This window comes from Paraburkholderia agricolaris (assembly GCF_009455635.1).
In the GTDB taxonomy this organism is placed as follows: domain Bacteria; phylum Pseudomonadota; class Gammaproteobacteria; order Burkholderiales; family Burkholderiaceae; genus Paraburkholderia; species Paraburkholderia agricolaris.
The window spans coordinates 4,382,498-4,399,601 of sequence record NZ_QPER01000001.1 but is presented as its reverse complement, the minus strand read 5'-3'; the positions used below and the strand labels follow the sequence as shown (position 1 = coordinate 4,399,601).

At 62.3% G+C, this 17,104-nt stretch carries 23 protein-coding genes; all 23 read left to right on the top strand.

Annotated elements, in window-relative coordinates; all coding sequences use genetic code 11:
- Window position 1 precedes the first annotated feature (1 nt).
- Window positions 2-565 (top strand): outer membrane lipid asymmetry maintenance protein MlaD, encoded by a 564-nt coding sequence (gene mlaD, locus GH665_RS19355; protein ID WP_153137599.1) that lies wholly within the window; start codon window positions 2-4, stop codon window positions 563-565.
- An 11-nt stretch (window positions 566-576) separates the two neighbouring features.
- Entirely contained in the window at window positions 577-1,581 is a 1,005-nt protein-coding gene (locus GH665_RS19350) for an MlaA family lipoprotein (RefSeq protein ID WP_153137597.1), read from the top strand.
- Between the two features lie 114 nt (window positions 1,582-1,695).
- A complete protein-coding gene (locus GH665_RS19345; RefSeq protein WP_153137595.1) occupies window positions 1,696-2,328 on the top strand; it encodes an MlaC/ttg2D family ABC transporter substrate-binding protein in 633 nt (210 codons plus the stop codon).
- The gene (locus tag GH665_RS19340) at window positions 2,325-2,630 is read left to right on the top strand and encodes an STAS domain-containing protein (RefSeq protein WP_153137593.1); all 306 of its coding nucleotides are present in this window, start codon (window positions 2,325-2,327) and stop codon (window positions 2,628-2,630) included. Before GH665_RS19345 ends, GH665_RS19340 begins: the two co-directional genes overlap by 4 nt.
- Window positions 2,631-2,844: 214 nt before the next feature.
- Window positions 2,845-3,777, top strand: coding sequence for an ABC transporter ATP-binding protein (locus GH665_RS19335; protein WP_028199635.1), 933 nt, complete (start codon window positions 2,845-2,847; stop codon window positions 3,775-3,777).
- Window positions 3,774-4,538 (top strand): ABC transporter permease, encoded by a 765-nt coding sequence (locus GH665_RS19330; protein WP_028199636.1) that lies wholly within the window; start codon window positions 3,774-3,776, stop codon window positions 4,536-4,538. The genes GH665_RS19335 and GH665_RS19330 overlap by 4 nt, the downstream gene beginning before the upstream one ends.
- 15 nt (window positions 4,539-4,553) lie before the next feature.
- Window positions 4,554-4,793 carry a BolA family protein gene (locus tag GH665_RS19325; RefSeq protein WP_028199637.1) on the top strand — a complete coding sequence of 80 codons (240 nt, stop codon included), beginning with the start codon at window positions 4,554-4,556 and terminating at the stop codon, window positions 4,791-4,793.
- Between the two features lie 111 nt (window positions 4,794-4,904).
- A complete protein-coding gene (murA, locus tag GH665_RS19320; RefSeq protein ID WP_153138589.1) occupies window positions 4,905-6,167 on the top strand; it encodes a UDP-N-acetylglucosamine 1-carboxyvinyltransferase in 1,263 nt (420 codons plus the stop codon).
- Complete coding sequence (gene hisG / locus GH665_RS19315; protein ID WP_153137590.1) at window positions 6,164-6,862, top strand: ATP phosphoribosyltransferase; 699 nt, start codon at window positions 6,164-6,166, stop codon at window positions 6,860-6,862. Before murA ends, hisG begins: the two co-directional genes overlap by 4 nt.
- Before the next feature lie 61 nt (window positions 6,863-6,923).
- Window positions 6,924-8,246: a histidinol dehydrogenase gene (gene hisD / locus GH665_RS19310; protein ID WP_153137588.1), complete on the top strand. Its 1,323-nt coding sequence runs from the start codon at window positions 6,924-6,926 to the stop codon at window positions 8,244-8,246.
- Between the two features lie 168 nt (window positions 8,247-8,414).
- Window positions 8,415-9,485 carry a histidinol-phosphate transaminase gene (gene hisC / locus GH665_RS19305; RefSeq protein ID WP_153137586.1) on the top strand — a complete coding sequence of 357 codons (1,071 nt, stop codon included), beginning with the start codon at window positions 8,415-8,417 and terminating at the stop codon, window positions 9,483-9,485.
- Between the two features lie 121 nt (window positions 9,486-9,606).
- Window positions 9,607-10,194, top strand: a complete 588-nt coding sequence (gene hisB, locus GH665_RS19300; RefSeq protein ID WP_028199642.1) for an imidazoleglycerol-phosphate dehydratase HisB — start codon at window positions 9,607-9,609, stop codon at window positions 10,192-10,194.
- 59 nt (window positions 10,195-10,253) lie between these two features.
- Window positions 10,254-10,874, top strand: coding sequence for a YchE family NAAT transporter (locus GH665_RS19295; RefSeq protein ID WP_028199643.1), 621 nt, complete (start codon window positions 10,254-10,256; stop codon window positions 10,872-10,874).
- Window positions 10,871-11,512, top strand: coding sequence for an imidazole glycerol phosphate synthase subunit HisH (gene hisH / locus GH665_RS19290; protein WP_153137582.1), 642 nt, complete (start codon window positions 10,871-10,873; stop codon window positions 11,510-11,512). The genes GH665_RS19295 and hisH overlap by 4 nt, the downstream gene beginning before the upstream one ends.
- A gap of 214 nt (window positions 11,513-11,726) precedes the next feature.
- Window positions 11,727-12,479 (top strand): 1-(5-phosphoribosyl)-5-[(5-phosphoribosylamino)methylideneamino]imidazole-4-carboxamide isomerase, encoded by a 753-nt coding sequence (gene hisA, locus GH665_RS19285; RefSeq protein WP_120345328.1) that lies wholly within the window; start codon window positions 11,727-11,729, stop codon window positions 12,477-12,479.
- A gap of 218 nt (window positions 12,480-12,697) precedes the next feature.
- The gene (hisF, locus tag GH665_RS19280) at window positions 12,698-13,471 is read left to right on the top strand and encodes an imidazole glycerol phosphate synthase subunit HisF (RefSeq protein WP_153137579.1); all 774 of its coding nucleotides are present in this window, start codon (window positions 12,698-12,700) and stop codon (window positions 13,469-13,471) included.
- Window position 13,472: 1 nt separating this feature from the next.
- A complete protein-coding gene (gene hisI, locus GH665_RS19275) occupies window positions 13,473-13,883 on the top strand; it encodes a phosphoribosyl-AMP cyclohydrolase (protein ID WP_153137577.1) in 411 nt (136 codons plus the stop codon).
- Complete coding sequence (locus GH665_RS19270; RefSeq protein ID WP_153137575.1) at window positions 13,880-14,260, top strand: phosphoribosyl-ATP diphosphatase; 381 nt, start codon at window positions 13,880-13,882, stop codon at window positions 14,258-14,260. Before hisI ends, GH665_RS19270 begins: the two co-directional genes overlap by 4 nt.
- Window positions 14,261-14,354: 94 nt before the next feature.
- Window positions 14,355-14,750: a DUF4870 family protein gene (locus GH665_RS19265; RefSeq protein WP_153137573.1), complete on the top strand. Its 396-nt coding sequence runs from the start codon at window positions 14,355-14,357 to the stop codon at window positions 14,748-14,750.
- Between the two features lie 82 nt (window positions 14,751-14,832).
- Window positions 14,833-15,198 (top strand): histidine triad nucleotide-binding protein, encoded by a 366-nt coding sequence (locus tag GH665_RS19260; RefSeq protein ID WP_030100684.1) that lies wholly within the window; start codon window positions 14,833-14,835, stop codon window positions 15,196-15,198.
- Window positions 15,199-15,452: 254 nt separating this feature from the next.
- A complete protein-coding gene (gene tatA / locus GH665_RS19255) occupies window positions 15,453-15,692 on the top strand; it encodes a Sec-independent protein translocase subunit TatA (protein ID WP_028199650.1) in 240 nt (79 codons plus the stop codon).
- A 39-nt stretch (window positions 15,693-15,731) separates the two neighbouring features.
- The gene (gene tatB / locus GH665_RS19250; protein ID WP_153137571.1) at window positions 15,732-16,250 is read left to right on the top strand and encodes a Sec-independent protein translocase protein TatB; all 519 of its coding nucleotides are present in this window, start codon (window positions 15,732-15,734) and stop codon (window positions 16,248-16,250) included.
- 34 nt (window positions 16,251-16,284) lie between these two features.
- A complete protein-coding gene (tatC, locus tag GH665_RS19245) occupies window positions 16,285-17,064 on the top strand; it encodes a twin-arginine translocase subunit TatC (protein WP_153137569.1) in 780 nt (259 codons plus the stop codon).
- Window positions 17,065-17,104 lie beyond the last annotated feature (40 nt).

Sequence of the window (17,104 nt, the reverse complement as noted above, 5' to 3'; positions counted from 1 at the left end):
GATGAAAAAGACTGCTCTCGACTTCTGGGTCGGCCTGTTCGTGGTGTTGGGTTTCGTGGCGTTGCTGTTTCTCGCGCTGAAGGCTGGCAACATGAGCTCGTTGTCGTTTCAGGCAACGTACCCGGTCAAGCTCAAATTCGACAATATCGGCGGACTGAAGGCGCGCGCGCCGGTGAAGAGCGCGGGCGTGACGGTCGGCCGGGTCGACTCGATCGGCTTTGACAGCAATTCGTATCAGGCTGTCGTCACGATCGACATCGACAAGCAATACCCGTTTCCGAAAGATACCTCGGCGAAGATCCTGACTTCCGGTCTGCTCGGCGAGCAATACATCGGGCTCGAACCCGGTGGCGATAGCGAGATGCTTAAGGCGGGTGACACGATTTCGATGACGCAGTCGGCGATCGTGCTGGAAAACCTGATCGGACAATTCCTGTACAGCAAGGCCGCGGACTCGGGTGCGTCCAAGCCTGGCACGGGTTCGGCTGCGCCTGCGGCCGCCCCTGCCACGGTGCCCGCGCCGGCGGCATCGACTCCGCCCGCCTCTGGCGCGGCCGGTCAATAAGGAGAATAAAAATGCAGACCCTACGCAAACGAGGTGTGCGCACTGTCCAGATAGCGACGTTCGCACTGGCGGCCGCTACGCTAGCCGGCTGCTCGACCGTGCCGACCCCGACCAAGGGCGACCCGCTCGAGGGCCTGAACCGCACCATCTTCACCGTCAACGACAAGCTCGACCAGTACGCGCTGAAGCCGGTCGCCAAGGGCTACGTCTTCATCACGCCGCAGCCGGTGCGCGACAGCGTCACCAACTTCTTTTCGAATATCGGCGACGTCTACATTGCGGCGAACAACCTGCTGCAGCTGAAGATCACCGATGGCGTCGAAGACATCATGCGGATCGTGATCAATACGGTGTTCGGCGTCGGCGGGCTGTTCGACGTGGCGACGCTCGCCAAGCTGCCCAAGCACGACAACGACCTCGGCCTGACGCTCGGTCATTATGGCGTGCCGGCAGGTCCCTATCTCGTGCTGCCGCTGTTCGGTCCGAGCACGGTGCGCGATGCGGTTGGCTCGATCGGTAATTACTATGTCAATCCGCTCAGCTACATTCACCCGGATGGGCTGAGCTGGGCGTTGTATGGCCTGAACGTGGTCAACACGCGCGCGAATCTGTTGAGCGCGAGCGACGTGCTCGAAGGCGCCGCACTGGACAAGTATTCGTTCGTGCGCAACGCGTATCTGCAACGCCGCCAGTATTTGTTGTCGGATGGCAAGCAATCGCAGGCGCTGCCGAACTACGGCGACGAAGCCCCGCTGCCGAAGTACGACGACGTCGAGGGCGGCGCGGCTGCGGCGCCGACAGGCACGCAGGGTGCTGCCGCGAACGCGTCGGGCGGCTCGGGTGCAGCGGCTGCAACGCCGCCGCAAGCGGGCACGGCAGCCGCACCGGAAGCCGCTTCAGGCAGCACCGGAACGCCGCCGCTCGATCTGAACGGCGGTCCGGAAACCACGCAGATTCCGGCCGGCCAACTGGTCCCGCCGCAGCGTTTCAACTTCCCGTCATTCAAATTGCGTTGATCGTGCAGCCGTAACACCTCGAAACGACTCTCGCAGTTTGCGCATGGATTGCTGCTGAACTCGCGTGTTAATGTCGGCTCAAACGGTTGCACTATTTTTAAAGCAAGGCTCGATATGAAAAAATTCTTCCTGATTCCGTTGTTTGCTGCGCTGTTTTCGTTCGCCAGTGCCGGTGCCTCGGCACAAACCGTCGACTCCAGCTCGCCTGACACCCTGATCAAGACCGTCACGCAGCAAGTGGTTGACGCCGTGCGTGCCGACAAGTCGATCCAGCAAGGCGACATTTCGCACATCACCCAGCTCGTCAACGAAAAGATCCTGCCGTACACCGATTTCCGCCGCACCACGCAGCTGGCAATGGGCCGCAACTGGCGCACCGCCACGCCGGAGCAGCAAAACCAGGTGGTCGAGCAGTTCAAGATGCTGCTGATCCGCACGTACTCGGGTGCACTCGCCCAGGTCCGTGACCAGCAGATCCAGTACAAGCCGTTCCGCATGAACCCGGACGACACCGACACGGTGGTTCGCTCGGTCGTGATGAACAACGGCTCGCCGATCGAACTCGACTACCGTCTGTACAAGACACCGCAAGGCTGGCGCGTATATGACATCAACGTGCTCGGCGCGTGGCTGATCCAGGCGTATCAGCAGCAGTTCAACGAGCAGATCCAGCAGAAGGGCGTGGACGGACTGATCCAGTTCCTCACGCAGCGTAATCAGCAACTCGCCGCGGGCAAGCAGTCGTGAGCGAAGTGCTGAACGCCTCCGTCGCGAGCCGCTTCGAAAGCGGCGCGACGCTGACCCACGAGAGCGCGAAAGCCGCGTTCGAGGCGGGTTTGCAGCGTATCGCGGCGGGCGCGAACGGCGTGGACTGCGCGCCGCTCGTGCAATTCGATTCGACCGCGCTGGCCGTCCTGCTCGCGTGGGAGCGTGCCGCTCAGGCACGCGGCGCCGCGTTCCAGATCGTCAACCTGCCGGCTGGTCTCGCCAGCCTCGCACACGCCTACGGCGTCGACACCCTTCTGTGTCGACCGGGGTTGGCGCTTTAGTGCTTACTCCGGTCCCATGCTGCTTGCAGCGCGCGCGACATTGACGCTCCCATAGCGTCACTTCCAATCGCCCCGGCTCAGCCGGGGCCGCCGATTTTTGCCCTATAATCAAACGTTTTTTGGGGCATATAACCGGCCCCAATTTCGTCCCTTCCAGCATTTTTGCGCCCCCTCGGGGCTCCTTTAGGCGCCGCGACGCACGCGGCCCATAGTCATGTCAGCCATAGAAATTCGTAACGTCAAGAAGCGCTACAAGGACTTGCAAGCGCTCAAGGGCGTCAGCCTCACGGTGGAAGAAGGCGAGTTCTTCGGACTGCTCGGTCCGAACGGCGCGGGCAAGACGACGCTCATCAGCATACTCGCCGGTCTCGCGCGCGCCGATGAAGGCAGCATCGCGGTCCGTGGCCATGACGTAGTCAGCGACTTCCGCGACGCGCGCCGTGCGCTCGGCGTGGTGCCGCAGGAACTCGTGTTCGATCCGTTCTTCACCGTCCGCGAAACCTTGCGCATCCAGTCCGGCTACTACGGGCTGCGCAATAACGACGCGTGGATCGACGAGATCATGGCCAATCTCGACCTCACCGACAAAGCCGACGCCAACATGCGCGCGCTGTCGGGCGGCATGAAGCGCCGCGTGCTCGTCGCGCAGGCGCTGGTGCACCGGCCGCCGGTGATCGTGCTGGATGAGCCGACCGCGGGCGTCGACGTCGAGTTGCGTCAAACCTTGTGGAAATTCATCTCGCGCCTGAATCGCGAGGGCCACACGATCGTGCTGACCACGCACTATCTGGAAGAGGCCGAATCGCTGTGCGACCGCATTGCGATGTTGCGGCGCGGCGAGGTCGTGGCGCTCGAGCGCACCAGCACGCTGCTGCAACGCTTCGCCGGCATGCAGTTGTTCCTGCGCTTTACAGAAGGCGTGTTGCCGGCCGAGTTGCGTCCCCTCGAAGTGGACAGCGGGACGGGCAACGGCAATGGCCGTCAGCATCTGCTGCGTCTGGCGAGCTACGACGACGTCGAGCGGATTCTCGCGCAGTGCCGCGCAGCGGGTTGTACATTCGAAGAAATCGAGGTCCGCAAGGCCGACCTCGAAGATGTGTTCGTTCAGGTGATGAACGGTCCGGAAGTGATCGAGGGGCTTGCATGAGCGGCTACAGTGGTTTCAGTACGCTGTTTTACAAGGAAATCCTGCGTTTCTGGAAGGTGGCGTTCCAGACCGTGCTGGCGCCGGTCATCACCGCGCTGCTGTATCTGACGATTTTCGGCCACGCGTTGCGCGGTCACGTTCAGGTCTATCCGGGCGTCGAGTACACGAGCTTCCTGATTCCCGGCCTCGTGATGATGAGCGTGTTGCAGAACGCCTTTGCGAACAGTTCGTCCTCGCTGATCCAGTCGAAGATCACCGGCAACCTGGTGTTCGTGCTGCTGCCGCCGCTCTCCCATTACGAGATGTTCGGCGCTTACGTGCTCGCGGCCGTGGCACGGGGCCTGGCGGTTGGCTTCGGCGTGTTCATCGTGACGATCTGGTTCGTGCCGGTCAGCTTCAGCGCGCCGCTTTACATCATCGCGTTCGCCATTTTTGGCGCGGCGATCCTGGGCACGCTTGGTTTGATCGCCGGCATCTGGGCCGAAAAGTTCGATCAGCTTGCCGCATTTCAAAACTTTCTGATTATGCCGCTCACGTTCCTCTCGGGCGTGTTCTACTCGACGCACACGCTGCCGCCGGTGTGGCGCGAAGTGTCGCGGCTCAATCCCTTTTTCTACATGATCGACGGCTTTCGCTACGGTTTCTTCGGGATGTCGGATATCAATCCGCTCGAGAGCCTGGCGATCGTTGCCGGTTTCTTTGTGGTGCTGGCCGTGGTGGCGATGCGCATGCTCGCCTCCGGCTACAAACTGCGCCACTGATCAGGAGCTTCTCTCATGTTGCCGACTCCCGAACAGGTCAAGCAATACATCGCGGCTGGGCTCGCTTGCCAGCATCTCGAAGTCGAGGGCGACGGTCAGCATTTCTTCGCGACCATCGTCTCGCCGAGCTTCGAAGGCAAGCGTTTGATCGCGCGCCATCAACTCGTGTATGCGGCGCTCGGCGACCGCATGCGCGAAGAAATCCACGCGCTCAGCATGAAGACGCTGACGCCCGCCGAATGGCAGAACGCGTAATCTGGAAATTTAGTGCGAATTACTCAAGAAGGGCGCGACGCCGGTAGCGGCGCGTCGAACAAAGTCAAAGCGGGCCCGGCTGAAGTCCGGGTCGATCAGGAACTGACAGGCATGGATAAACTCGTCATTGAAGGTGGCTACCCGCTGTCGGGCGAAGTCGTCGTCTCAGGCGCGAAGAACGCGGCGTTGCCGATCCTGTGCGCGAGTCTGCTCAGCGCGGAGCCGGTGCATCTGGAGAACGTGCCCGACTTGCAGGACGTGCGCACGATGCTGAAGCTGCTCGGCCAGATGGGCGTGCGCATCGAGAGCGGTGAGGGGTGCGTGTCGCTGGATGCGTCGAAGGTCGATAACCTCGTCGCGCCGTACGAAATGGTGAAGACCATGCGTGCGTCGATTCTGGTGCTCGGCCCGCTGGTGGCGCGCTTCGGCCACGCCAAGGTGTCGCTGCCGGGTGGCTGCGCGATCGGCGCGCGTCCGGTGGATCAGCACATCAAGGGCCTGCAGGCCATGGGCGCGGAAATCACGATCGAGCACGGCTTCATCGAAGCGCGGGCGAAGCGTCTGAAGGGCACCCGTATCGTGACCGACATGATTACCGTGACGGGCACCGAAAACCTGCTGATGGCGGCGGTGCTTGCCGAGGGCGAGACGGTCATCGAGAACGCCGCCCGTGAGCCGGAAGTGGGCGACCTCGCGCATCTGCTGGTCGAGATGGGCGCGCAGATCGAAGGTATCGGCACCGACCGTCTGGTCATCCAGGGCGTCGACAGGTTGCATGGCGCGAAGCACACGGTGATTCCGGATCGTATCGAAGCCGGTACGTTCCTGTGCGCGGTCGCGGCCGCCGGCGGCGATGTCACATTGCGTAAAGTACGTCCGCTGATCCTGGAAGCCGTGACCGAAAAGCTGCGTGAAGCAGGCGTCACGGTCGAAGAAGGCGACGACTGGATGCGCGTGCGCATGGACAAGCGTCCGAGCGCGGTGAGCTTCCGCACGTCCGAATACCCCGCGTTCCCGACCGACATGCAGGCGCAGTTCATGGCGCTCAACACGATCGCGGACGGCACCTCGCAAGTGGTCGAGACGATCTTCGAAAACCGCTACATGCACGTGCAGGAATTGAACCGCCTCGGCGCGAGCATCACGATCGACGGCAACACTGCGCTCGTGACCGGCGTTGAGAAGCTGTCCGGCGCCAAGGTGATGGCAACCGACCTGCGCGCTTCAGCGAGTCTCGTGATCGCCGCGCTGCGTGCCGAAGGTGAAACGCTGATCGACCGTATCTATCACCTGGATCGTGGTTACGACCGGATGGAAACCAAGCTCAACGCCATCGGCGCCAAGGTGCGCCGTATCTCGGGGAGCCAGGCATGAGTTCGATGCCCCAAACGTCGTCGTCGCCGGCCGTGAGTGCGCCGCTTACGCTGGCTTTGTCGAAAGGGCGTATCTTCGAAGAGACGCTGCCGTTGCTCGCCGCAGCCGGCATTGAAGTCGCCGAAGATCCGGAAACCTCGCGCAAGCTGATTTTGCCCACCACGGACGCGAATGTGCGCGTGATCATCGTGCGCGCCACAGATGTTCCGACCTACGTCGAATACGGCGCGGCCGACTTCGGCGTGGCTGGCAAAGACGTCCTGCTCGAGCACGGCGGCAGCGGGCTGTATCAGCCGGTCGACCTGGATATCGCGCGGTGCCGGATGTCGGTCGCGGTGGCGGCCGGTTTCGACTACGCGAACGCGGTGCGCCAGGGCGCACGCCTGCGCGTGGCGACCAAGTACGTTGAAACCGCACGTGAGCATTTTGCCGCCAAGGGCGTGCACGTCGACCTGATCAAGCTGTACGGTTCGATGGAACTGGCGCCGCTGGTGGGCCTCGCCGATGCGATCGTCGACCTGGTGAGCTCGGGCAATACCTTGCGCGCCAACAATCTTGTCGAGGTGGAGGAGATCATGCAGATTTCGTCGCGCCTCGTTGTGAACCAGGCGGCGCTGAAGCTCAAGCGCGCCGCGCTGCGACCGATCCTCGACGCATTCGAACGCGCGTCGAAGGCCGGCACCGCAGCCGACTGAATCGTTTGACCACGCGCGTGGTCAGGCTTTTAACGCGCGCCTTACCGAAACGGATACCCGTATGTCTATCAAGATTCGCAAACTCGATTCCAGCGCGCCCGATTTTCACAAGGCGCTGCACGCGGTGCTCGCGTTCGAGGCGAGCGAAGACGAAGCAATCGAGCGCTCGGTCGCGCAGATTCTGAACGACGTGAAGGCGCGCGGCGACGCCGCGGTGCTGGAGTACACGAATCGCTTCGACCGCGTCGAGGCGAAGAGCGTCGACGCGCTCGAGTTGCCGATGTCGGAACTCGAAGCCGCGCTTGAAAGCCTCGAGCCGAAGCGCCGTGCGGCGCTCGAAGCGGCGGCGGCGCGCGTGCGCGGTTACCACGAGAAGCAGAAGATCGAGTGCGGCAGCCATAGCTGGCAGTACACGGAAGCGGACGGCACCGTGCTCGGGCAGAAGGTCACGCCGCTGGATCGCGCGGGTATCTATGTGCCGGGCGGCAAGGCGGCATATCCGTCGTCGGTGCTGATGAACGCGATTCCGGCCCGCGTGGCCGGCGTGCGTGAAATCGTCATGGTCGTGCCCACGCCGGACGGCGTGAAAAATCCGCTGGTGCTGGCGGCCGCGTTGCTGGGCGGCGTGGACCGCGTGTTCACGATCGGCGGTGCGCAGGCGGTGGGCGCATTGGCGTACGGCACGGAAACGGTGCCCGCGGTCGACAAGATCTGCGGCCCGGGCAATGCCTATGTCGCGTCAGCCAAGCGCCGTGTGTTCGGCACAGTCGGGATCGACATGATCGCCGGGCCGTCGGAAATTCTCGTGCTGTGCGACGGTACGACGGACCCGCGCTGGATCGCGATGGATCTGTTCTCGCAAGCCGAGCACGACGAACTCGCGCAATCCATCCTGCTGTGTCCGGACGATGCCTTCATTGCCCGCGTGCGCGACGCGATCAACGAATTGCTGCCTACCATGCCGCGTCAGGACGTGATCCGCGCGTCGCTCGAAGGCCGTGGTGCGCTGATCAAGGTGCGCGATATGGCCGAGGCCTGCGCGATTGCCAACGACATCGCACCGGAGCATCTCGAAATCTCCGCGCTGGAGCCGCATCAATGGGGTCAGTTGATTCGCCATGCCGGTGCGATCTTCCTCGGCCGCTACACCAGCGAAAGCCTTGGCGATTACTGCGCGGGGCCGAATCATGTGCTGCCTACGTCGCGTACCGCACGGTTTTCGTCCCCGTTGGGCGTCTACGATTTCTTCAAGCGGTCGAGCGTGATCGAGGTCAGCGCGGAAGGCGCGCAGACACTTGGTGAGATCGCCGCCGAACTCGCTTACGGCGAAGGCCTGCAGGCTCACGCCCGTAGTGCTGAATACCGGATGCGGCAAGGCGGCTGACCGTTCGGGCGCCGGGCGGGCATCAAACCGATGCCCGCGAAATTTACCGACGGATTTCGCGCGGTTTCCCGTTAAATAACGACAATACAGACCAACCTGGGGCAGTCCCCAAGCCGCCGATACCCGCTGCCGGGCCGGCGTCCTTCATGTGGGCCGGTCCACTGACTTATGACGACACCTCAAGACATCATCCGCCGCGACGTGCTCGCGATGACGAGCTATCCGGTTCCTGACGCCACGGGCTACATCAAGCTCGACGCGATGGAAAACCCGTTTCCGCTGCCGCCGGTGCTTGCCGCCCATCTGGGCGAGCATCTGGCCGGGGTGGCGCTGAATCGCTACCCGGCGCCGCGCCCGGAAGCGCTGATCGAAAAGATCAAGCGCGTCATGGGCGTGCCCGCGGGTTGCGAGGTGCTGCTCGGCAACGGCTCGGATGAAATCATCAGTATGGTGTCGGTGGCGTGCGCGCAGCCGGGCGCCAAGGTGCTCGCGCCGGTGCCGGGTTTCGTGATGTACCAGATGTCGGCGAAGCTGGCGAATCTGGACTTCATCGGTGTGCCGCTGAAGCCCGATTTCACGCTCGACACCGAAGCGATGCTGGCGGCGATCGCCGAGCATGAGCCGGCGATCGTCTATCTGGCCTATCCGAACAACCCGACCGGCACGCTGTACGACGACGCGGACATGGAGCGCATCATCGCCGCGGCGAACAAAAGCCTGGTGGTGATCGACGAGGCCTACCAGCCGTTCGCGCAGCAAAGCTGGCTGCCGCGCGCCGATGCGTTCGACAACGTCGTTGTGATGCGTACCGTGTCCAAGCTCGGTCTGGCCGGTATCCGCCTCGGTTATCTGGTCGGCAAACCCGCGTGGCTCACCGAATTCGACAAGGTGCGGCCGCCGTACAACACTAACGTGCTGACGCAAGCCGCCGCCGATTTCCTGCTCGATCACGTCGACGTGCTCGACGCTCAAGCCGCGCAATTGCGTGAAGAACGCACGAAACTCGCGCAAGCCGTGGCCGAGCTGCCGGGTGCCGAAGTGTTCCCGAGCGCCGGCAACTTCCTGCTGGTGCGGGTGCCTGATGCATCCGTTATGTTCGAAACGCTGCTGGCAGCACGGGTTTTGATCAAAAACGTGAGTAAAATGCATCCATTGCTGGTCAATTGCGTGCGTTTGACCGTCGGTTCGCCCGAAGAAAACGCCCAGTTGATCGCCGGACTGAAACTCGTGTTGCACTGAACGGCTGGCTAAATGGCTGCGTGAGCGCTGTTCCCTACGGAGAAAAGCGCGCGCGGGCCACCGCTCGCTGTTTTCCCATCCCACCTACCTATCGCTTTCTAGCTAGATTCGAGGAATTACCATGCGCCTTGCGGAAGTCGTTCGCAATACCAGCGAAACGCAGATCCGTGTGAAGATCAATCTGGACGGCACCGGTCAGCAGAAGCTGGCCACCGGCGTGCCGTTTCTTGATCACATGCTCGACCAGATCGCTCGGCACGGCTTGTTCGATCTCGACATCGAAGCGCATGGCGACCTCGAAATCGACGACCACCATACGGTCGAAGACGTCGGCATCACGCTCGGCCAGGCCGTTGCCAAGGCAATCGGCGAGCGCAAGGGTATTCGCCGCTACGGTCATGCCTACGTGCCGCTCGACGAGGCCTTGTCGCGCGTCGTGATCGACTTTTCCGGCCGTCCGGGCCTCGAATTCCACGTGCCGTTCACGCGCGCGCGCATCGGTACGTTCGACGTCGATCTCTCCATCGAATTTTTCCGCGGCTTCGTGAACCACGCCGGCGTCACGCTGCATATCGACAACCTGCGCGGCCTGAACGCCCATCATCAGATGGAAACGGTGTTCAAGGCGTTCGGGCGTGCATTGCGCATGGCCGTCGAACTGGACGAACGCGCGGCGGGGCAGATTCCGTCGACCAAGGGCAGCCTTTAAGCGCTCATTTACCAGTCTCGAGACCAGGACCGGCTGCGCTTGCCCGCACCCGGTGTGCGATGGACATTCTGAAGTCGTTTATTTCGCTGCTGGCGCTGATCAACCCGGTCGGCGCCATTCCGTTCTTTATGAGCCTGACGGCGCATCAGAGCGACGTGGAGCGGCGTAGAACCATCCGTATCGCGGCGATTTCGGTGTTTTGCGTGATTGCGGTGACCACGCTGCTCGGGCAGCAGATCATCAGCTTCTTTGGCATTTCGGTCGGGTCGCTCGAAGTCGGCGGCGGGATCATCATGCTGCTGATGGCGATCAACATGCTGAACGCGCAGATCGGCAACAGCCGTTCGACGCCGGAAGAGCGCCATGAAGCCGAGCAGAAGGACAACATCGCGGTCGTGCCGCTGGCGATTCCACTGTTGACGGGGCCGGGCGCGATCAGCACCACGATCATTTATGCGGCCGGCTCGGCGCACTGGTACGACCGGTTGAGCCTCGTGGCGATCGGCGCGGTATTGGCGGCGATCTGCTTTTTTTCGCTGCGCCTCGCTGAACCGATTGCCCGCTGGGTAGGTCGCACGGGGATCAATATCGGCACGCGGCTCATGGGTTTGATGTTATCGGCGCTGGCGGTGGAATTCATCGTCGATGGATTGAAGGCATTGCTGCCTAACTTGAAATGAAAACTTCGATAGCGATTGTGGATTACGGAATGGGCAACCTGCGTTCGGTTGCTCAGGCATTGCGCAAAGCCGCGCCGGAAGCGGACGTGGCGATCGTCGGCCAGCCCGAAGCAATTCGTTCGGCCGACCGTGTGGTGCTGCCCGGTCAGGGCGCGATGCCCGACTGCATGCGCAGTCTGGCCGAATCCGGCCTGCAGGAGGCGGTCATTGAAGCCTCGCGCAGCAAACCGCTGATGGGCGTGTGCGTGGGCGAGCAGATGCTGTTCGACTGGAGCGCGGAAGGCGATACGCCCGGTTTGGGCCTGCTGCCGGGCAAAGTGCTGCGCTTCGACCTGGAAGGCCAGGTGCAGGACGACGGTTCGCGCTTCAAGGTGCCGCAAATGGGCTGGAACCGCGTGCGTCAGGCGCTGCCGCATCCGTTGTGGGACGGCGTTGCGGACAACGCGTTTTTCTACTTCGTGCATAGCTATTACGTCGTGCCGGACAACGCCGCCCATACCACGGGCGAAACGGTGTACGGTGTGCCCTTTACCTCGGCGGTGGCGCGGGATAACATCTTCGCGACCCAATTTCACCCGGAAAAGAGCGCTGAGGCGGGGCTGCGCGTGTATCGCAACTTCGTGCACTGGAACCCGTGAGCGCCTTTTTTCGTTCTGTTGCCGTGCGCCGTTCCGCGACCCGCGGGGCGGTTGCCGCGCGCCGCCACCGCAGCACGTTGATTTCCTCGCGAGAGGGCGCCCGGCAAGGGCGCCGAAAGAGTTGTACTAAACTAGCGGAACGGCGTTACGGCGAGCTGGCTTACCAGACGCTGCCGCCAACCTTCAACCACCTCCCAGACAACACCCGATTGCTATGCTGCTGATTCCCGCCATCGACCTGAAAGATGGTCAGTGTGTACGCCTCAAACAGGGCGATATGGACCAGGCGACGATATTTTCCGAGGAACCGGCGGCAATGGCCCGGCATTGGGTCGACCGCGGCGCTCGCCGTCTGCATCTTGTCGATCTGAATGGCGCATTCGCCGGCAAGCCGAAGAACGAAGACGCGATTCGCGCGATCATCGAGGAAGTGGGAGGCGAGATTCCCGTCCAGCTGGGCGGCGGCATCCGCGACCTGAACACGATCGAGCGCTATCTGGACGACGGTTTGTCCTACGTCATCATCGGCACGGCTGCGGTGAAGAATCCGGGCTTCCTGCAGGATGCCTGCACGGCTTTCGGCGGCCATATCATCGTCGGGCTGGATGCGAAAGACGGCAAAGTGGCCACCGACGGCTGGAGCAAGCTGACCGGCCATGAAGTGGCCGATCTGGCGCGCAAGTTCGAGGATTATGGCTGCGAGTCGATCATCTACACGGACATCGGCCGCGACGGCATGCTGCAGGGCATCAACATCGAAGCCACGGTTCGTCTGGCACGCGCGGTGAAGATTCCGGTGATCGCGAGCGGCGGCTTGTCGAACCTCACGGACATCGAATCGCTGTGCGAAGTCGAGGGCGAGGGCATCGAGGGCGTGATCTGCGGCCGGGCGATCTATTCGGGCGATCTCGACTTCGCGGCTGCGCAAACCCTCGCGGACCGGCTGCGCGAATCGGACGACGCTTAAGGTCGAATGCCTGAAGCGTCGCGGTCAACCTGGAATCGGCGCGGCAGGCAGCAGCGAACTCGAAAGTGAACGCAACGGCGCATTCTGAAAGCGCGTCAAGCCGCATCTTGTGTTTGCACATTGTTGCGGTCTGACGCGGCTCGCCGCGCCGGCACAGTGCCGCTCGTGAAGATTCAGACGAGCGGACTCATCAGCGGTATTGGCAGAATTGCAAGATCATGGCTCTAGCTAAACGCATCATCCCCTGTCTCGACGTCACGGCTGGACGCGTGGTCAAGGGTGTCAATTTCGTCGAACTGCGCGACGCCGGCGATCCGGTCGAAATCGCGCGCCGCTACGACGACCAGGGCGCCGACGAACTTACCTTCCTCGACATCACGGCTACTTCAGACCAGCGCGACTTGATCCTGCCGATCATCGAAGCGGTCGCCTCGCAAGTGTTTATTCCGCTGACGGTCGGCGGCGGCGTGCGCGCGGTCGAAGACGTGCGGCGGTTGTTGAATGCGGGCGCGGACAAGATCAGCATGAACTCGTCGGCGGTCGCGAATCCGCAACTCGTGCGCGACGCGACGGACAAATACGGCTCGCAGTGCATCGTCGTTGCGATCGACGCGAAGCGCGTCTCCGCGGACGGCGAACCGCCGCGTTGGGAAGTATTCACGCATGGTGGGCGCAAGGCCACCGGTCTTGAGGCCGTCGAATGGGCGCGCAAGATGGCCGAACTGGGCGCGGGCGAGATCCTGCTAACCAGTATGGACCGCGACGGCACCAAGAGCGGCTTCGATCTCGCGCTCACGCGCGCGGTGTCCGATGCTGTGTCGGTTCCGGTGATCGCCTCGGGCGGCGTCGGCTCGCTGCAGCATCTGGCCGACGGTATCAAGGACGGTCACGCGGACGCCGTGCTGGCCGCCAGCATCTTCCACTACGGCGAACACACCGTGGGGGAGGCCAAGCGCTTCATGGCCGATCAAGGCATTTCGGTGAGGTTGTAACGTGACGAATTCTTCGGCAGTAGATTGGCTCGACAAGGTCAGGTGGGACGCGAACGGCCTCGTGCCGGTGATCGCGCAGGAAGCGTCGAGCAACGACGTCCTGATGTTCGCGTGGATGAACCGCGAGGCATTGGCGAAAACCGTCGAAACCGGCCGCGCGGTGTACTTTTCGCGCTCGCGCCAGCGCCTGTGGTTCAAGGGCGAAGAGTCCGGCCACGTGCAGCATGTGCATGAAGTGCGGCTCGATTGCGACGAAGACGTGGTGCTGCTGAAGGTCGAGCAGGTGTCGGGCATCGCTTGCCACACCGGCCGTCACTCGTGCTTTTTCCAGAAATTCGAAGGCACGGTTGAAGATGGTGGCTGGGTCGCCGTCGATCCCGTGTTGAAAGACCCCGAACACATCTACAAATGACGCAATCTACGCAATCTACGTCCACCATGGATACGCTGCTGCGCCTCGCCGCGATTATCGACAGCCGCAAGGGCGGCGATCCGGACGTCTCCTACGTGTCGCGCCTGTTCCACAAGGGCGATGACGCGATTCTCAAGAAGATCGGCGAAGAAGCCACCGAAGTCGTGCTGGCCGCCAAAGATACGCGCCACGGCGGCGCGCCGAAAGCACTGGTCGGCGAAGTAGCGGATCTCTGGTTTCACTGTCTCGTGATGCTGTCGCATTTCGACCTGAGCCCGGCTGACGTGGTTGCCGAACTCGAACGCCGTGAAGGCCTGTCGGGCATCGAGGAAAAGGCGCTGCGCAAGAGCCGCGAGCGTGAAGAGAACGGCGACTGAATGCCGCCGCCTTGCCGCCATGTCTTGAAGTGGCGAACGTCGGCACCCACATTGCACTGAACGCATAGGATCGCATCCTCGGGAGGACGCAAGCATGGAACAGTCGCAAGGGAATTATCCGCCGCCGGTCTACCGCAACGCGATCGAGCCGGAGCGCGAACGCAGTCTGCGCACGCTCACGCATGTGCTGTACGCGCTGTATGCGGTGCACTGGCTGACGGGTGGTCTGACGATTCTGATCGCGATCATCATCAACTACGTGAAGCGCCCGGATGTGGTGGGCACGCCTTACGAGGCGCATTTCGAGTGGCAGATCCGCACTTTCTGGATGGCTTTGCTGGGTTATGCGATCGGCGGGCTGCTGTTGTTCGTGCTAATCGGCATTCCGGTTCTGTGGGCCGTCAGCATCTGGACGTTGTACCGTATTATCAAAGGCTGGCTGTATCTGTACGATAACAAGCCGTTCGCGAATCCGCGTGGCTGGGTTTGAGTCGAGTCCGGTTGCGGCCGGGCGGGACCTGAACCGCGCCGCGGCACGCTTCGCGCTGTAGCCATACTGTGTCAGGAATACGATGAGCCACGACCCAAACTGCCTGTTCTGCAAGATCGCCGCCGGCGAAATTCCGTCGACCAAAGTCCATGAAGACGAAGAGTTTGTTGCCTTTCGCGACATCCGTCCGGCAGCCGAAACGCATGTGCTGGTGATTCCCCGCAAGCACGTCGCCACACTGTCGAATTGCACCGAAAGCGAGGCGCCGCTGCTTGGTAGAATGCTTGTTTTAGTGGCGCGTCTGGCTGAGCAATTGGGTGTGGCGTACACCGGTGGCGAAACCGGTTTTCGCACGGTAATCAATACGGGGCCAGGTGGCGGGCAAGAGGTGTATCACCTGCACGCGCACATCCTGGCCGGGCCGCGGCCATGGCAGCGAATGGGTTGACGGAAAAGGGCGCTACCGAAGGTGCGCGGCGAGGTTTGGCCATCAGCACCGGCAGCACCGGCAACACCGTGGTTTTTTACCGGGTTGTAATGACGGCGACGTGATCGCCGGGTCAGAATGGCACACCGTGTCGCGGGTTGAATCGAAACAGCTCGCGGCAACGTATAGATGGAGCGTCCGCGCTTCGATTCACGCCGCAAGGCGCACGAGTTTTGCCGCATCACGATGCGGTGTCGGGGTTAAGGAGAGTAGTCATGGGTTCGTTGAGCATTTGGCATTGGCTGATCGTGTTGTTGATCGTGGCACTCGTGTTCGGCACGAAGAAGCTGCGCAATATCGGTACCGATCTGGGTGGCGCGGTGAAGGGTTTCAAGGAAGGCATGAAGGAAGCCGAAACGCCCGCAGGCGAAGCGCAACAGCGCGAACTGCCGCGTAACGGCACCGTGGATGTGGATGCGAAGGAAAAGACGCCGCGTTCCGGCGATTACCGCTAAGCCGCGGCCCAACCGCGTTACTGACGGACACTTCACTTCATGCTGGACCTCGGTCTAACCAAGATGGCGCTGATCGGCGTCGTCGCGCTGGTCGTACTCGGGCCTGAGCGCCTGCCTCGCGTCGCCCGTACGGCCGGCGCGTTGTTCGGCCGCGCGCAGCGGTATATCAACGACGTGAAGGCGGAAGTTACCCGCGAAATCGAACTCGACGAATTGCGTCGCATGAAAACCGAGTTCGAAGCGGCGGCGAGCAACGTCGAAACCAGCGTTCACGACAATCTGCGCAAGCATGAAGCCGAACTGAACGACGCGTGGAATAGCGGCACGTCGGTGTCGCCGAGCATTGCTGGCGGCGCGCTTGAAGACGCCGGCAATTCGTCTTGGCCGATCAGCACGCCACCGGCAGGCCCTAAGCGCAAAAACTGGCGCGTCAAGCAGACCGCCATGCCCACCTGGTACAAGCGCGCCACTGCGCGCCGTACGCGCGTGCAATCGGGTGCGGCGCGCGTGGCGCGGCATACACCGGCCACCATGCGTCGCCCGACGCGGTTCTTCTGATGATCAGAACGACAATCTCTAACCGAGGGCCGGTGTGAGCGACCCCCAGCAAACCCAGGACGAAGGCACTGAAGAGACCTTCATTTCCCACCTCGTTGAATTGCGCGACCGCATCATCCGCGCCGGCCTTGCCGTCATCGTGGTGTTCATCGGGCTCGTATATTGGGCGCCCGATATCTTCCGGCTGCTGGCGCGGCCCCTGATGCAGAATCTGCCGAAGGACGGCAAGATGATCGTCACCGACGTCACCGGCTCGTTCTTCGTGCCGATGAAGGTGACCATGCTGGTCGCCTTCGTGATCGCGCTGCCGATCGTGCTGTACCAGATCTGGGCGTTCGTCGCGCCGGGTCTGTATCAGCATGAGAAGAAGCTGGTCGGGCCGCTGGTGGGCAGCAGCTATACGCTGTTCCTGTGCGGCATGGCGTTCGCGTACTTTGTGGTGTTTCCGACCATCTTCCGCGTGATGGCGCACTACAACGCGCCGCTCGGCGCGGAGATGACGACCGACATCGACAATTACCTGAGCTTCGTGCTCACCATGTTCCTCGCGTTCGGCGTGACCTTCGAAGTGCCGATCGTGGTGGTGTTGCTGGTCCGCATGAACGTGCTGACCATCAAGAAGCTCAAGGAAATCCGTCCGTATGTGATCGTGGGCGCGTTCGTGATTTCGGCGGTGGTCACGCCGCCGGACGTGTTCTCGCAGCTGATCCTCGCGATTCCGCTGATCGTGCTATACGAGGCGGGCATCATCGCGGCGCGCTTGATTGTGGGCAAACAGAAGCCCGTGGTTGCGGACGATAGTCCGCCGGATTGAATGCAACGCACTTCAAGCAAAAAGGGCAGTCCGTTGGGAC